This is a genomic window from Dyella sp. (assembly GCF_035685805.1).
GTDB lineage: Bacteria > Pseudomonadota > Gammaproteobacteria > Xanthomonadales > Rhodanobacteraceae > Dyella_A.
Map to the genome: position 1 here is coordinate 75,586 of NZ_DASSAB010000050.1, position 16,425 is coordinate 92,010.

A 16,425-nucleotide genomic window follows, 5' to 3' on the forward strand; every position below is an offset into this window, starting at 1 on the left:
TCCTCGGCAACCAATCTGAAGGCACGTCACTTGGGCGTTCTTGTCGCAATGAACACGGATGGTCGGCGTGGCGATGCTCAACGGCATCGTGCTGGTGAGCTTCCTCAACGGGCAGCGCGACCACGGCCTGTCGGTGCGCGAAGCCGTGCTGCGCGGTACCGCATTGCGGCTGCGGCCGGTGCTGATGACCGCCAGCGTGGCGATTCTCGGCCTGGTGCCGATGCTGCTCTCCAGCGGTGTCGGCGCGGAAACCCAGCGTCCACTGGCGACCGTGGTGGTGGGCGGCCTGATCACGTCGACGCTGCTCACCCTGGTGCTGCTGCCGGTGCTGTATGACTGGATGGAGCAGCGCGTCGCCCGGCGGCACGCCGGTGACGACGTGCCATGACCAGCAGGCACGGTGACGCGGGCGCCCGCAACGTTCGCGGACGCCCGGGACCCGCTGCTTTGCCCTGCAGCCATGAAAAAAGCGCCCGGTTGCCCGGGCGCTCGATCGACACGGGGAGTTGGTCGATCAGAACCAGATGCCCAGGGTCATGCCGTAAGTGCGTGGCGGCAGGTACTGGGAGGTATAGATGAAGCTGCCGTCACCCAAGGCGAAGCGGCCTGCGCTGGTGCGCACGCGGCCGTCGGTGACGTTCTGCACGTACGCCGTGAGCCACCAGCGATCCTGCGGCTCGGAGTAGCGCACCGACAGATCCGTGCGCACGTGGGCGCCCTGCTTGTCGCCCTCGCCCAGGTTGAAGGTGCTCAGCCACTGCGAGCTCTGGTACTGCGAGCTCAACCGCGGCGTCAGGCGGCCACCGTTGCCCAGGTGGAAATCGTGCTCGTAGATCGCGGTGAGCGCAGTGGTCGGGGCGTGCGGCAGGTCGTTGCCGGAAATGTCGATGCAGCTGGCAATGCCGGAGGCCGGGTCGCACGGCGGCAGCCCCTGGTAGTCGTTGCTGCCGGCGTAGCGCAGCGTGCCGAGCTCCTTCTTCGGGATCACCGACAGCACCAGGTTGGCGCGGTCGTCCTGGCCCTGCAGCGCCAGCTCCGACTCGATGCCCATCACCTTGGTGGTGCCCTGCACGTTCGAGAAGCCCAGGCCGCGGTTGCCGTTGGGGAAGGTGATGGGTGCGGACAGCTGGAAGTTCTTGAACTGCTCGTAGTAGACCGCGTTGTTCCAGGTCACGTGGCCGTCCATGAAGCTGGACTTGGAGCCAATCTCGTAGTTGGTCAGCGTCTCGGGCTTGTACAGCGCACCGGCATCCTGGGTACCGCCGGCCTTGTAGCCGGTGGACACGCTGGCGTAGAGCAGGCTGTGTTCGCCCAGGTCGGTGTCCAGTCGGGCCAGCCAGGTGACCTTGCCCTTGCTGTACTTGGCGTCGTTGAGGGTGGACACGCCGAAGCCGGTGCCCGGACCGGGCTCCACGTCCGGGGAGATCGGGTACTGCGGCACGGTCGGGTCGTAGGCCCAGGCCCAGCCGATGCCGCCCTTGTTCTCCTTCTTGTCGTGCGACCAGCGCGCACCGCCGGTGAGGCGCCAGTGCTCGCTGAGGTTCCAGGTGGCCTGGCCGAACACCGCGGTGGACTCCACCGTCTCTTTCGGCTGCACGAACGAGCCCTGCCAGCTGACGGTGCCCTGCGGGGTGCCGTTGAGGATCGGGATGTCGAAGCGGATGTTGTTGTCTTCGGCGGCGTAGTAGGCGCCGAGGATCCAGTCGACGGTGTTCTCGCCGGTCGACTTCAGGTCCAGTTCGTGGCTGCTGCTGGAGTAGTTGGAGTAGTTGGTGCGGTCGGCCTGGTAGGTGGCGCCGGTGGTGAAGCTGGTGGGCACCTGCACGCCGGTGTCCTGGTCGAAATTGCCCTTGCCGGAGAAGCGGTTGAAGCCGGCGATGTAGCTCAGCTCCATGGCGTCGCCGAGCTTGAAGTCCATCCGGCTGCGCACCGTGTGCGAGTCACGCTTTAGGTAGGGCGCGGTGTCGATCAACGCGGACCAGAAATCCTGCCCCTCACGCGGATGCTGCATCAGGCTCATGCTCGGCGTGCCGCGATCGCGGAAGTACTCGTACGAGAGGTTCCAGGTGAACGCATCGCTGGGCTGCCACAGCGCGCTGACGCGGGCGGCGCTCTGGTCCTGGGCGTTGTATTTGTCGCCGGCGGTGACGAAGTTGGCCGGGTTGATCGGCTGGAAGGTCGCCAGGGTGCCGCCGCTGGCCAGGTAGGCCGCCTGCTGCTGCGCCACCGAGGGCAGCTGCCTGGACGGGTTCTGGTAGTCGACGTAGCCGTCGTGCTCCTCGTGCGCCACCGCCACGCGCATGGCGAAGGTCGAGCTGATCGGCAGGTTGACGGTGGCGCGGGTGCCGGTGTGGCTGTAGTTGCCGGCCTCGATCTGCGCGTTGCCGTAGAAGCCGGAGAGGTCGGGCTTGGCAGTCTCGAAATTGACCACGCCGGCGGTGGAGTTGCGGCCCCACAGCGTACCCTGCGGGCCGCGCAGCACTTCCACCTTGTCGATGTCGAGCAGCAGGCCGGCGGCCGCTTCCGGACGCGGCGCATAGACGCCGTCGATGAAGAACGCCACTTCCGGATCGGCGTATTCGGTCTTGGCGCTGTCGTTGCCGATGCCGCGCAGGGTGAGCGTGACCACGCCGTGGTCGCCCTGCGCCGTGCCCTGGAAACCCGGCACCAGCTTGGTGATGTCCTGCACGGTCATCACCCGCTCCTTGTCGAGCGTGTCGGCGCTGATCGCGCTGACCGCCACCGGGGTTTTCTGCAGCGACGTGGAGCGCTTGGTGGCAGTGACCTGGACCGAATCGAGGTCCTTGATCTGCTTGTCAGGCGCACTGTTTGCCGGCGTCGCGTCCTGCCCGGTGGCGTACGTGCTTCCCGCGGCGCACACCGCGCTGATTGCCATGGCCAGCGCCGAATAACGAAGTTTCATCTTTTCCTCTCCCCAAGCGTCGTGGAACTGCGGCTGTCGTAGGTGACAGCGCTGTCAGACCGCAAAATGAAAGCGCTATCATTGGGGCGATGCTACCGTGTCATCTGGCGATTAGCTTGCTGCTACGCAGCAACCCGGGGAGAGAGAAATATGGCGCGCATACAGCGGGTTCTGGTGGTCGGTGGCGGCGTGGCGGGATGGCTCGTCGCCTGCTACCTGGCCAAGACCCTGGGCGGTGCCCACGGCCGCGGCATCGCCGTGGATCTGGTGGAGTCGCCGCGGATCGGAATCATCGGCGTAGGCGAAGCCACCTTCCCTTCGATCCGCGGCACGCTGTCCGCGATCGGGCTGGATGAGCGGCACTTTCTCGCCGGCGCCGGCGCCACCTACAAGCAGGGCATCCGCTACGTCGACTGGGTGCGCCCGCCCGACAGCCCCGGCGCGCACCACTACTTCCATCCCTTCAGCCTGCCGAGCCAGCGCGACGGCAGCCCGGAGCTGCTGCCCTACTGGCTGCTGGGCGGCGCGCCCGACGGCATGGCATTTGCCGACGCGGTGACCATGCAGAGCACGCTGGCCGAGCGTGGCAAGGCGCCCAAGCGGCTGATCGACCCGGATTACCGTGGCCCGCTCAACCACGCTTATCACTTCGACGCGGTCGGCTTCGCCGCGGTGCTGGCCGAGCACGGGCAGACGCTGGGTGTGCGCCGTCACCTGGGCACGGTCGAGCAGGTGACGCTGGACGAGCACGGCGCCATCGCGCAGGTGGTCACGGCCGAACACGGCGCGATGACGGCGGACCTGTACGTGGACTGCACCGGCCAGGCGGCCACGTTGATCGGCGCGACCCTGCACTCGCCTTTCCACCCCTGCAACGACGTGCTGTTCGCCGACCGCGCGGTGACGCTGCAGGTACCGCATGCCAGCGCCGACGCGGCGATCGCGCCGTACACCCTGTCCACGGCGCAGGAGGCGGGCTGGATCTGGGACATCGCCCTGCAGCAGCGGCGCGGCGTGGGTTATGTCTATTCCTCCCGCCACTCGGAAGCGGCGCGGGCGGAGGCGACGCTGCGGCGCTACGTAGGCTCCGCCGGTGACGCGTTGCAGGCCCGGCACCTTCAGTTCCAGGCCGGCCATCGGCCGGAGCCATGGCGCGCGAACTGCGTGGCGATCGGGCTGGCGGGCGGGTTCCTCGAGCCGCTCGAATCCACCGGCATTGCCCTGATCGAACTGGGCGCCTACCTGCTCACGCACCTGATGCCGGGCGACAGCGCCGACCTCGGATACACGGCCGCACACTTCAACCGGATGATGGATGCGCGCTACACCCGCATCATCGACTTCCTGAAGATGCATTACTGCCTCTCCCAGCGCACCGACTCGGCGTTCTGGATCGACAACCGGCACCCGGGCAGCATTCCGCAAACGCTGAAGGAGCGCCTGGCGCTCTGGCGTCACCGCCCGCCGCACCGGCTGGATTTCGTCACCGATCTGGAGATGTTCCTGCCGGCCAGCTGGCAGTACGTGCTCTACGGCATGGAGTTCGTCACCGACCTCGAGCCCATGCGCGATGCCTACCCGCACATGGCGCAGGCACAGCGCGAGTTCGGCATGATCCAGCGCGCCGCGGCGCAGGCGATGTGCGACCTGCCGGACCATCGCGCCCTGCTCGATCGTCTGTGCGCCAGCGCCGCCAGCGCCGCCTGAGCCGCCCGCACGGCCCGCTGCGAACGGGCCGTCGGGCGACGCGCTAGTTCGACGGGCAGCTGAGCAGGTGGTCTGCCACCGTGCCCAGCGCAACCCGCGCGAACGCTACCCTTTCGCCGGCACCGCTGGTCCACGCGAACGGCGTGTCCAGCCGGCGCATGTCGGCGCCCGCGGCCCGGAAACACTTCAGCGGCACGCCGAGGCGCTGCCAGGTCTGCCGGGGCAGCCTGGCCAGCTGGCTGCCGATGGCCAGTTCGCCACGGCAGCCCTCGCCGCACGCCATCGCGATGCGGCTGCCCGCGGGCGACAGTGCATCGATGCGCAGCGTGGTGATCAGCAACACGTCGCCGTTGGTCTCGCGGTCCAGGTCCATTGGCGCATCCGCATGCAGGCGCAACGCGCCGGTGCTCTGCCCCGTCCACGCGACGCTGCGCGCATCTTCCTGGGCCTGGTAGTCCAGTCCCCGCATCCGCACGCTGCCGTCGGTACTGGCGCCCGCGTTGGCCGACACCGTGGTCGCCGCGCCATCGACGCCGACCAGCTGCATCGACAGTCCCGGCTCGGCCTTGCCACGGTCGAGGTAGACGCCAGCGCGCGCGCCGGTCAGCGGCATGCCCGGATCCTCCGGCAGGCGGTCGAGTTCGGCCGGTCGGGCATAGCTGAGCCCGTAGCCGAAGGCGAATTGCGGGTCATACCCGGGCTGCCCCACGTTCTGCGGTGGCTGCACCGCCGAGCGCGGCCAGGAGTAGGCCAGCGTGCCGCGGAAATCGTGCGCGACGGCACCTGTAGCAGTGCGCAGCAGCACATCGGCCACGCCCTCGCCTTCGCTGCCGGGCAGCCAGCCAACCACGAACGCGTCCGCGGCGTTGATCTCGCGATTCACCCACAGCGGCCGGCCGGTGAGGAACACTGCCACCACCGGGATGCCCTGCGCGTGGAGTTTCCGCAGCAGCGCCAGCTCGTGGTCATCGCCGGGATGGAACGCCAGGTTGGGCAGGTCGCCCTGGAACTCGGCGTAGGGGTCCTCGCCGAACACCACGATGGCCGCATCCGGCCTGTGCGTGAAGCGGCCATCGGCAGAAAGCTCGGCGCTGCCGCCGGCCGCTTCGACCTGCCGGCGGACGCCCTCCCAGATCGACGTGGCGCCGGGGAAATCGGCGTTGCTCAAGCCCGTGCCCTGCCAGGTGAGCGTCCAGCCGCCGTTCTGCCGCGAGATGTTGTCGGCGCTGTCGCCGGTCACCAGCAGATGCTTGCGTGGATCGAGCGGCAGCAGCCCGTGGTTGTTCTTCAGCAGCACCAGCGATTCCCGCACGGCCCGGCGCGCCAGCGCGCGATGCGCGGGACTGCCGACGATCTCGCCTGCCCGCTGCGCCAGCGGCAGCGATGACGGCGGCCCCTGCTCGAACAGTCGCAGCCGCAGCTTGACCCGCAGGATCCGGCGCACCGCGTCGTCCAGCCGCGCCGGCGCGATGGTGCCGGCCTTCACCTCCGCCAGCGTGTGCTCGTACAGCCCGCGCCAGCTGTCCGGCGCCATCAGCATGTCCATGCCGGCGTGGTACGCGGCCGGGCAATCCTCGTTGCTGCACCCGGGCACCTGCCCGTGCGCGTTCCAGTCGCTGACCACGAAGCCGCCGAACTGCATGCGCTGCTTGAGCACGTCGGTGAGCAGCGCGCGGTTGCCGCTCATCTTGCGGCCCTGCCAGCTGGAGAACGAGACCATCACCGTCTGCGCACCGGCGTCGATCGCCGGCGGATAGCCGGCCGCATGGATGCGGATCAGCGCCTGCTCGCTGTCGGGGTTGTCGCCCTGGTCCTTGCCGTCGCGGGTGCCGCCGTCACCGAGGAAATGCTTGGCCGAGGCGATCACGTGCGAGCGGTCCAGGAACGCGCTGCTGCCGACCCGGCCCTGCAGCCCTTCGACCATCGCCGAGGCGTAGTCCGCCACGATGCGCGGATCCTCCGAGTAGCCCTCGTAGGCGCGCCCCCAGCGATCGTCCTGCGGCACCGCCAGCGTGGGCGCGAAGCTCCAGTTGAGGCCGGTGGCACGCACCTCCTGTGCGGTGGCGGCACCAATCGCGCGGATCAGGTCGGGGTCGCGGGTGGCGCCCAGCGCCGAGTTCTGCGGGAACAGCGTGGCGCCGAGCGTGCTGTTGTCGCCGTGCACCGCATCGACGCCGAACAGCACGGGAACGGCGAGATGGCCGCCGCGGGTATCGATCGAGGCGGCGTGGAACGCGTCCGCCGCCGCCTGCCATTGCGCCGGCGTGGCGGTACGGCGGCCGCCGGGCTTGGAGTTGCCGCCGGCGAGAATCGAGCCGAGCCGATAGCGGCGCACGTCCTCCGGCGTCACGCTGCCGATGTCGGCCTGAATCGTCTGGCCGACCTTTTCCTCCAGCGTCATGCGCGTGAGCAGGGCTTCCACCCGCGCTTCCAGCGCGGGATCCGGTGGCAGCGGCCAACGGGCCTGCGGCCACAGTTCGGGATGAACGGTCGGTGCGGCGTCCCCGGCGCGCGCCGGGGCGGCAGCGGCAAGCGTGCAGGCCATGACGACGACAGCCACGGCAAGACGCTGCGGCAAGGCGGTGCGGGCGAGAGAGGACACGGCAGATTCCCTGGCTGCGCGGATCGGCGCGCGGCCAAGCATGCCACAGATGAAAGCGCTTTCAACCAGCTGCAGTGCGGGCTGCCCGGGGCGGCCGGATCAGCCCGGAGGCATCGTCGACTGTCGCAACTCGAGCGAGAAAGGAACCTGCACCAGCTCGCCGGTGCCGCGCCCGCGCAGTGATTCCAGCAACTGCGCCGCGGCGATCTTGCCCATCTCGCGACTGGGCTGGCGCACCGTGGTCAACGGCGGCCACAACTGCCGGGCCAGCGGCACGTCGTCGAAGCCGGCGACCGAGAGATCCTGCGGCACCCGCAGGCCGACCTCCCCGGCCGACCAGATCAGCCCCGCGGCCATGTCGTCGTTGGCGGCGAACACGGCAGTGGGGCGCGGATCCAGGCGCAGCAACTGGCGCCCCGCCTCGAATCCGGTGGTGAAGGTGAACCCGCCTTGCACGACCAGCGCGGGGTCCACCGTCAGCCCGGCGGCCGCCATCGCCTCGCGATAACCCGCCTCGCGCCAGCGCGAGGCGCCGTGGCTGGGCAGACCGGTGACATGGGCAATGCGTCGATGGCCCAGCGACAGCAGGTGCTCGACCATCGCGCGCGCCGCCTGCTGCTCGTTCATCGCCACGCCGATCACCCCCTCGCCGTGCTGCGGCGACACGCTGGCGAACGGCAGTGCACGCTCGTGCAGGAACGCCACCAGGGGCGCGAAGTCGGTCAGCGGCGGCGTGAGGATCAGCCCGTCCGGGTGGTGGTCCGACACTAGGGAATCGAGCCGACGCACCAGGTCGGCGTCGCGCATGCGCAGCGGCCGCACCATCATGCTGTAGCGCTGCGCGTCGCACGCCTCCAGCACGCCGTCCTGGATCTCGGCCAGGTAGGTGGAGGACGGGTTGTCGTTGTTGTCGTACAGCAGGGCGATCAGGAACGTGCGGTTGCCGGCCAGGCTGCGGGCCGACGCCAGCGGGCGATAATCGAGCGCCTTCATCGCATCGAGCACGCGCTGGCGGGTGGATTCGCTTACATTGTTTTCTTCGTTCATCACCCGCGACACGGTGGCGGGAGAAACCCCCGCCGCACGCGCTACATCTTCGATGCGTATCCGCATGAATCCCTCAAATGCTGCGTGCTGTGGATGGACAACCGGACCGCGCCGGCAACCGGGCGGGCGATTCCCGCGCGCACTGGCTGCAGGGCATCATAGAGGCGGCGTTTGCCGCTGGCGACCTGCCCCGCGCCGTGCTGCCATGGAGGCCTTGTCCTGAATCACCCTGACCCCCGTTCCGTGGCGCCGCGGCGCGAGCTGGCGCTGCGGCAGATCTGGAACATGTGCTTCGGCTTCTTCGGCATCCAGTTCGGGCTGGGGCTGCAGAACGCCAACATCAGCCGGATCTTCCAGACCCTCGGCGCGCAGCTGGACGACGTGCCGATCCTGTGGATCGCGGGGCCGCTCACCGGGTTGATCGTGCAGCCGCTGGTCGGCTACCTGTCCGACCGTACCCGCAGCCGCCTGGGCCGGCGGCGGCCGTATTTCCTGCTCGGTGCGGTGCTCTCGGCGATCGCCCTGATCGGGATGCCTCAGGCGCACACGCTTTGGTTCGCCACGGTGCTGCTGTGGCTGCTGGACGCCTCGATCAACATCTCGATGGAGCCGTTCCGCGCCATGGTGGGCGACCTCCTGCCGCTGCAGCAACGCGCCACCGGCTATGCCATGCAGAGCTTCTTTATCGCCACCGGCGCGCTGATCGCTTCGGCGCTGCCCTGGCTGCTGGCCACGCTGGGCTTGCCCAATACCGCGCCTGCCGGGGTCACGCCCGACACCGTGCGCTACGCGTTTTATATCGGCGCGGCGGTATTCGTCGCCGCGGTGGCGTGGACCGTGGCGACCACGCCCGAGCCGTCACTGACGCCACGCGAGCCGCTGCCGGAGCCGGCCGTGGCCACACGCGTTGCGCCGGCCCGGAGCCGCCGCGCCGGCCTGCGCTGGGCGGGTGCGGGCGCCGGCGCGCTGGCGTGGCTGGGGCTGAGCGGCTGGCCGCGCTCGCTGGGGGTGCTGGCGATCGGCGCATCGGGCTACGGCCTGGCGCTGCTCTGGCTCGCTCGCGGCACGCGCGACAACGTGTTCAGCCGCATCCTGACCGAGGTGCACGCCATGCCCGATCGCATGCGCCGGCTGGCCTGGGTGCAGTTCTTCTCGTTCTTCGCGATGTTCCCGGTGTGGGTCTACACCACCGCCGCGGTGACCGAAGTGCAGTTCGGCAGCTCCGATCCGCGCACGCTGGCATACAACGCCGGAGCCAACTGGGTGGGCGTGATGTTCGCCACCTACAACGCTGTTTCCGCGATCACCGCGCTGGCGATCCCGGCGCTGGTGCGTCGCTGGGGCCTGCGCGCCGCGCATGTGGGCAACCTGTGGCTGGGGGCGCTGGGGCTGGGGTCGTTCCTGCTCATTCGCGACCCGCGCTGGCTGCTGCTGTCGATGGCAGGCGTCGGCGTGGCCTGGGCGTCGATCCTGTCGCTGCCGTACGCGGCGCTGTCGCGCAGCGCGCCGGACGGCAAGATGGGCCTGACCATGGGCATCTTCAATCTGTTCATCGTGATCCCGCAGCTGCTCGGCGCCACGCTGCTCGGCCCGCTGCTCGACGTGGCCTTCCACGGCCGTCCGATCTGGGCGATGGCGGTCGCCGGCGCCAGCCTGTTTGCCGCCGGTCTGTGCACGCTGCGCCTGCGCGAGAGCGATCCGGGCCCGCCCGGCTGACCGGCTGCGGCCGGCGCCGTGACCCAGGCGCAGGCGACTCGCAGGCGGTGCTCACCGGGCGTTCGCGCAGCCGGGATATTCGTTCCCGCAAGGGCTGAACCTGTCGCTAGCGACGGCTTAACCCCCGGCGTGATCCATTCGCCTGCCGCAGTTCGCTGGAGGTTCCGATGCACCTGGCCATGGCCCGTTCCGGTCCCGCTGTCGCCGATGCCACCGAGCGCTGCGCGGGAGGTCGCGATGTCTGATATCGCCATCGTCGGCGGCGGTGCCGCGGGCGCCGCGGTGTTCGGCGAACTGCTGCGGCGCCCGCGCCGTTCCGGCACGCTGCACTGGATCACCGGATGCCCTTCGCCGGGCGTCGGGGTGGCCTACGCCACCGGGGATGAAAGGCATTTGCTGAATGTGCGCGCGGCGGGGATGGGGCTGTTTGCCGAGCACCGCGACGATTTCCTGCAGCACGCCGGGCGCAGCATCGGGCCAGTCTCGGGCGGCGATTTCCTGCCGCGCCGGGTGTTTGGCGACTTCGTCCAGGCGCAGATCCAAGCGCGCATGATGCAGGCGCACGCCTGCGGCGTGGACTTTCGCGTGCATCATCCCCGGGCGGTGTCGCTGGCCGGTGCAGCGCACGGCGGCTATCGCATCGTGCTGGGCGATGGCGAGGCGCTGGATGTGGACACGGTGGTGCTGGCGCTCGGCGCATTGGCACCGCGGGCGCTCAAGACAGTGTCCGCCGCGGCACTGGCCAGCCCGGCCTATGTGCTCGATCCGTGGGGCGAGCCGCCACCGGCGCCGGCGCCGCGTCGGGTGCTGGTGATCGGCACCGGGCTCACCGCGGTCGACACGATCATCTCCGCCAGCACGCGCTGGCCGGAGGCGGCGCTGGTGGCGGTGTCGCGCCACGGGCTGTTGCCGTTGCAACATCCCGCCGTGCCGGTGGCGCCGTATCCGTTCCAGCACGATCTCAACAACGCCTTGCTCGCCTGCGACGGCGCGGCGGCGATGTCGCGCCTGGTGCGCGAGGCGATCGCCGACCCGGCCTGCGCGAACTGGCGCGCCGTCATCGACGGCATGCGTCCAATCAACGCGCGGCTGTGGCAAGGACTGGCGCCGGCGCAGCGCCGACAGTTCCTGCGCCACCTGCGCTGGGTGTGGGAGGCCTCGCGCCATCGCGTGGCACCGGCATCAGCCGATGCGGTACAGGCGCTGCTCGCCACGGGCCGGCTGCAGGTGCACGCGGCCCGCGTACTGGCCGTGGACGGCAGCGGCCCGCTCACCGTCACCGTGCGCCATCGCACGAGCCAGGAGATCAGCGCGTTCGAGGCCGACCGGGTGGTGCAGGCAACCGGGCTCGATACGGCGGCCGCCTACGCAAGCGAGCCGTTGCTGGCGCACCTTCTGCGCAGCGGCCTGGCCGCACCCGACCCGTTGCAGCTGGGCCTGGCAGCGTGCCCGGACGGCCAACTGCTGGATGCACAGGGGCGGCCCCGGCAAGGCCTGTATGGGCTTGGCGCACTGCTGCGTGGCAGCTTGTGGGAATGCACCGCCATGCCGGAAATCCGCGCGGCCGCCCATCAGCTGGCGCAACGCCTTGCGCCGACGGACGAGCCGCGCGACGAACAGACGGCCGTCTAGCCGCCCGATCCAGGCGCCGCCGGCGTCGCATGCCGTCGCGCGCAGTTGACGAAGACGGCCATAGCCTCGACACCACGATGCGGCCGCGGCGCGCGTGCGTCAGACGTGGCAGGCAGGCCGGACGGCGCATCGAACTTTCCGCGCCGGGCGCCTGTCGCTGCGGGGCGACAGCGGCCCACGGGCGCCGACGGAGCGAGCACGGCATGAGTCTTCACGATTACCAGCGCAAGCGGGATTTCGCGCACACCCGCGAACCGGCCGCCGATGCCCGTGCCACGGGCGGTGAACGCAGCATCTTCGTGGTGCAGCTGCATCACGCCAGCCGTCGCCACTACGACTTCCGCCTGCAGATCGGCGACGTGCTCAAGAGCTGGGCGGTGCCCAAGGGCCCCAGCTTCGATCCCAAGGACAAGCGCCTGGCAGTGGAAGTGGAGGATCACCCGCTGGCCTATGCCGAGTTCACCGGCGACATCGACGAGGGCTACGGCAAGGGTCACGTCGATCGATTCGACCACGGGGTGTGGTCCACCCGTGGCGATGTGGAGGCGCAGCTGCGCAAGGGGCACCTGCGCTTCAGCCTGTTCGGCGAGCGGCTGCGCGGCGAGTGGCACCTGGTGCGCAGCCATCGCAAGGAGCGACAGCCGGCATGGTTCCTGATCAAGTCCGAGGATGCCTTCGCCGCCGAGGTGGAGGCCGATGACCTGCTCGACGCCACCATGCGCGAAAGCACCCGCAAGGCGGCCGGCAGGTCCGGCGGCGCACGCACGGCCGCGGCCAGGGCGCCGTCGCGGCGACGTGCGCCGCCGGGCGCCCGCAAGGTGGCCCGGGCGCCCCTGCTCAAGCGCATCAAGGCCACCGCGCAGGCGCGCGCCGCCGCCATCGAGGCGGACTTTTTCGAGCCGGAACTGGCTCGCCTGTACGCCCATCCGCCGGCCGGCGAAGAGTGGCTGCACGAAGTGAAGTGGGACGGCTACCGCATCCTTGCCACGATCCACGACGGCGCCGTCTCGCTGTGGTCGCGCAACGGCCTGTCGTGGACCGAACGGCTGCCCGAGATCGTCCAGGCCATCGCGGCAATGGGACTGGACTCGGCCCGCTTCGATGGCGAGCTGATCGCGCTGGACACCACCGGGCGCAGCGATTTCAACGCGCTGCAGAAAACGCTTTCCGGCGAGCGCAACGCGCCGCTGGTCTACATGATGTTCGACTGCCCCGCGCTCGAGGGCTACGACCTGGCACACGCGCGCCTGGACGACCGCAAGGCACTGCTCGCGCACCTGCTCAAGGACCGGCCCGCGCCGCTGGCCTACAGCACACACACGGCCGGGCACGGCGACGAGGTGTTCCGCATGGCCGCCGAACAGGCGCTCGAGGGCATCATGTGCAAGCGCGCCGACTCGACCTATCGGGCCGGGCGCAGCGATGAGTGGCGCAAGGTCAAACGCCTGCAGAGCGACGAGTTCGTGGTGCTCGGCTACACCCCGCCCAGCGGCAGCCGCACTGGCTTCGGTTCGCTGCTGCTGGGACGCCCGGCCGCCGACGGCAAGCCCGGCTGGATGTACGCCGGACGGGTCGGCAGCGGGTTCAGCGATGACGACCTCGCACACATCGCCGACACCATCGCCACCGGCGGCAAACCGCAGCCACCGGTGGCGGTGAGCGACGTCGACCCGCTGCTGCGCGGTGCGCGCTGGGTGTCGCCCAAGGCAGTGGTGGAAGTCTTCTTCCGCGGCCTCGGCGGCAACCATCTGCTGCGCCAGGCGAGCTTCAAGGGGCTGCGGCCGGACAAGTCCGCCGCCGACCTGCGCGATTCCGACCAGCCACCCCAGGAGGCCCGCATGGCTGCCGCTACCGACGCATCATCCGCCACTGTCGCCATCAGCCATCCGGACCGCGTGATCTACCCGGATGACGCGATCACCAAGCAGGACGTCGCCGACTACTACCAGGCCGTGATGGACTGGTTCCTGCCGGGCGTGCGCGACCGGCCCACCTCGGTGATGCGCTGTCCCGACGGCATCAACGCCACCTGTTTCTTCCAGAAGCACGCCATCGCCGGCCTGAAGCGCGTGAGCCTGGTGCCACTGGGCGAGGAGTCGGGCAAGCAGGCGGACTACCTGGTGCCGCGCGATGCTGCCGCGGTGATGGAGCTGGTGCAGTTCGGCGCGCTGGAATTCCATCCGTGGGGGGCGCTGGCCGGGGATCCCGACGACGCCGACCGGCTGGTGTTCGACCTGGACCCCGCACCGGACGTGGGCTGGGATCAGGTGGTGGCGGCGGCGCGACTGGTGCGGCGCAAGCTCGATCAGCTTGGCCTGCAGAGTTTCCTGCGCACCACCGGCGGCAAGGGGCTGCACGTGGTGCTGCCGCTGAACCCGGCCACCGCATGGAGCACCGCCAAGCCGTTCGCCCACGCGTTTGCCAGCTCGCTGGCACAGGCACACCCTACCGAGTTCGTCGCGGTGGCGGCCAAGGCGCAGCGCAAGGGCAGGATCTTTCTCGATTACCTGCGCAACAGCCGCGGCGCCACCAGCGTGGCGTCGTATTCGCTGCGGTCGCGTCCCGGCGCGCCGGTGGCGGTGCCAATCCGCTGGGAGGAGCTGGGCAAGATCAGCGGCGGCGATCACTACACGTTGCGCAACACGCCTGCACGGCTGGCCCGCCTGCGCCGCGACCCGTGGGAAGGCATCGACACGCTCAAGCAGGACCTGCAACAGGTGCTGGACACGCTCGCCGCCGAGGCCGACGACTGACGCGTCGCCGCCGGATACTCCTCCGGCAGCCGACGCGTCCATGCTCGACTTGCCGGGCTCAGCTTGCCTCGCTCGACCGGGCTGGCTCAGCTGGCCTTGCGCTTGCGCGCCGCGCCGGAGGAGCCGGCCGGCTTGGCGGATTTCTTCGACGCCTTGGCTGCGCTCTTGCGCGCGGCGGCTTTCTTCGGTGCCGCCTTGCTGGACGATTTCTTCGCCACCTCGGGCGTGTCCTGCTTGGCCGGCGTGCGCTTGTTGCTGTCCAGGCTCTTCTTCAGCAGCGCCATGAAGTCGACCACGTTGGTCGATGCATTCTCCGCCTGCGGCTCCTGCTCGTCCTCCTCTGCCATCACCGCACCCTTGGCCTGCAGGCGCTTCTCGATGATCTTCTTCAGGCGGTCGCGGAACTCGTCTCTGTAGTCGCCCGGCTTCCACTCGCCGGACATCGACTCGATCAGCTGCTCGGCCATCTCCAGTTCCTTCGGGGCGATGCGATAGTCGGCGGTGGCCTTCTCCGGCAGGCGGTAGTCCTCCACGTCGACCAGCTCCTGCGGATAGCGCAGCAGCACCAGCAGCAACGCGTTGCCCTGCGGCATCACCGCCGAAAGGTACTCGCGGGTGCGGATCACCACGCGGGCGATGCCGATCTTGCCGGTCTTGCGCAGCGTCTCGCGCAGCAGCACGTAGCCCTTCTCGGCCTTCTTGCCCGGCGTGAGGATGTAGGGCTTGTCGAAGTACTGCGGCGGGATGGACGCCGCGTCCACGAAGGTCTCGATCTCGACCGATTCGCGCCCGGTCGGGCTGGCGGACTTGATGTCGTCCGGCTCGAGCACGACGTAGTTGCCCTTCTCGTACTCGAAGGCCTTGACGATCTCGTTCCAGGGCACTTCCTCGCCGGTCTCGGCGTTGACGCGCTCGTACTTCACCGCCGCGTTGTTGCGGCCGTCGAGCATGCGGAAATGCAGTTCGTTGCGGCGCTCGCCGGTCATCAGCGAGACGGGGACGTTGAGCAGTCCGAAGCTAAGTGTTCCGGTCCAGATCGGGCGCGCTGCCATAAAACCTCCGTGGGAGGGTCATTGCATGCCCGTGGCGGTTAATCGGCACTGAAGCGGCCGGCCGCGGGCGCCGGAGGATTAATTCTCCGCGCCTTCCGGCCTTTTTCAAGGGCTTTGAAGCCTTCTTCGAGGGCTTTGAGGGCTTTGCGGCCTTCTTTGCCGGCGCGGACCCAGGATCGGTGCCCGGCTTGCCGCCATACAGCTTCTGGCAGTGCTCGCACCAGAAGGCACGGCGGTGCGTGCGCCCGAGGTGGGCGATGCGCAACCGGGTCCCGCAACGCGGGCAGGTGGACTTGCGGTGCGCCTGCCAGTGCTTGCGCAGCACGTAGGCCTTCTTCCACTCGAGGAAGCGGAAGCTGTAGTCGCGCGCGTCCTCGACCAGCTGGGCGAGCTTGCGCGGCGGCAGGGCCCCGACCGTGGACAGCGGGCTCACCCGGATGCGCCACAGGACCTCGTTCTTGATGATGTTGCCCACGCCGGCGAACACGTCCTGGTCGAGCAGCGCGTCGCACACCAGCGTGTCCGGCATCCCCCGCAGCTTCGCCCGGGCGAGCTTGGGGTCCCACTCGTCGGCCATGACGTCGCCACGCCAGTCGTAGTGGTCCTCGAGCCGGCCTTCCAGGTACCTGGCCGAGCAGGCGTAGAGGTTGAGCTCGCCGTTGGCGAAGCGCAGCGACAGTCGTGGCTTGGCATTCTCCTTGCGTTCGTCCACGCGGTAGCTGCCGAACAGCAGGAAATGCACCTTCAGCGCGAACCCGCTGAACTGCACGAGGAAATGCTTGCCCCAGCTGCGGATCGCCAGCGCCTTGCGGCCGACCATCCGCTGCGGATCGATGACCTTGGTATTCCCTCCCGCCTCGCGCACGGCCTTGCCGCGAAACTTCGCGACTTCCTCCGTGAGGATGACGATGGTCGGTCCCTCGGGCATCGGCCGATTCTCGCCGCGCGCGCCTGAACGCTACGACTCCGAAGGCATCTTGCGCGCGCGCATGC

General features: G+C 69.4%; 9 protein-coding genes and 1 pseudogene. 5 read left to right on the forward strand and 5 right to left on the reverse strand.

Annotation, left to right across the window (positions count from 1 at the left end; all coding sequences use genetic code 11):
* Window positions 1-64: 64 nt before the first annotated feature.
* Window positions 65-388, forward strand: a pseudogene (locus VFG40_RS15260) (efflux RND transporter permease subunit); the annotation flags it as partial.
* 126 nt (window positions 389-514) lie between these two features.
* Here VFG40_RS15260 and VFG40_RS15265 read toward each other — a convergent pair.
* Entirely contained in the window at window positions 515-2,923 is a 2,409-nt protein-coding gene (locus VFG40_RS15265; protein ID WP_324899017.1) for a TonB-dependent receptor, read from the reverse strand.
* 150 nt (window positions 2,924-3,073) lie between these two features.
* On the opposite strand from VFG40_RS15265, the gene VFG40_RS15270 reads away from it, so the two are divergent.
* Window positions 3,074-4,630, forward strand: coding sequence for a tryptophan halogenase family protein (locus tag VFG40_RS15270; RefSeq protein WP_324899019.1), 1,557 nt, complete (start codon window positions 3,074-3,076; stop codon window positions 4,628-4,630).
* A 43-nt stretch (window positions 4,631-4,673) separates the two neighbouring features.
* On the opposite strand, the gene VFG40_RS15275 is transcribed toward VFG40_RS15270, so the two are convergent.
* Together VFG40_RS15275 and VFG40_RS15280 are read right to left on the reverse strand one after the other, a co-directional pair.
* Window positions 4,674-7,175, reverse strand: a complete 2,502-nt coding sequence (locus tag VFG40_RS15275; RefSeq protein ID WP_324899035.1) for a glycoside hydrolase family 3 protein — start codon at window positions 7,173-7,175, stop codon at window positions 4,674-4,676.
* Window positions 7,176-7,331: 156 nt separating this feature from the next.
* The gene (locus VFG40_RS15280; protein ID WP_324899021.1) at window positions 7,332-8,345 is read right to left on the reverse strand and encodes a LacI family DNA-binding transcriptional regulator; all 1,014 of its coding nucleotides are present in this window, start codon (window positions 8,343-8,345) and stop codon (window positions 7,332-7,334) included.
* Window positions 8,346-8,522: 177 nt separating this feature from the next.
* Between VFG40_RS15280 and VFG40_RS15285 the strand changes: the two genes are divergently transcribed.
* The 3 genes from VFG40_RS15285 to ligD all read left to right on the forward strand — a co-directional run bounded on the left by VFG40_RS15285 (window position 8,523) and on the right by ligD (window position 14,380).
* Window positions 8,523-9,995 carry an MFS transporter gene (locus VFG40_RS15285; protein ID WP_414649314.1) on the forward strand — a complete coding sequence of 491 codons (1,473 nt, stop codon included), beginning with the start codon at window positions 8,523-8,525 and terminating at the stop codon, window positions 9,993-9,995.
* 237 nt (window positions 9,996-10,232) lie between these two features.
* Window positions 10,233-11,627 (forward strand): FAD/NAD(P)-binding protein, encoded by a 1,395-nt coding sequence (locus tag VFG40_RS15290; protein WP_324899023.1) that lies wholly within the window; start codon window positions 10,233-10,235, stop codon window positions 11,625-11,627.
* A gap of 203 nt (window positions 11,628-11,830) precedes the next feature.
* A complete protein-coding gene (ligD, locus tag VFG40_RS15295; RefSeq protein ID WP_324899025.1) occupies window positions 11,831-14,380 on the forward strand; it encodes a DNA ligase D in 2,550 nt (849 codons plus the stop codon).
* An 86-nt stretch (window positions 14,381-14,466) separates the two neighbouring features.
* Here the strand turns inward: ligD and ku are convergent, their stop codons facing one another.
* The gene (gene ku, locus VFG40_RS15300; protein WP_324899027.1) at window positions 14,467-15,432 is read right to left on the reverse strand and encodes a non-homologous end joining protein Ku; all 966 of its coding nucleotides are present in this window, start codon (window positions 15,430-15,432) and stop codon (window positions 14,467-14,469) included.
* Window positions 15,398-16,360 carry a DNA-formamidopyrimidine glycosylase family protein gene (locus VFG40_RS15305; protein WP_324899029.1) on the reverse strand — a complete coding sequence of 321 codons (963 nt, stop codon included), beginning with the start codon at window positions 16,358-16,360 and terminating at the stop codon, window positions 15,398-15,400. The genes ku and VFG40_RS15305 overlap by 35 nt, the downstream gene beginning before the upstream one ends.
* Between the last annotated feature and the right edge of the window lie 65 nt (window positions 16,361-16,425).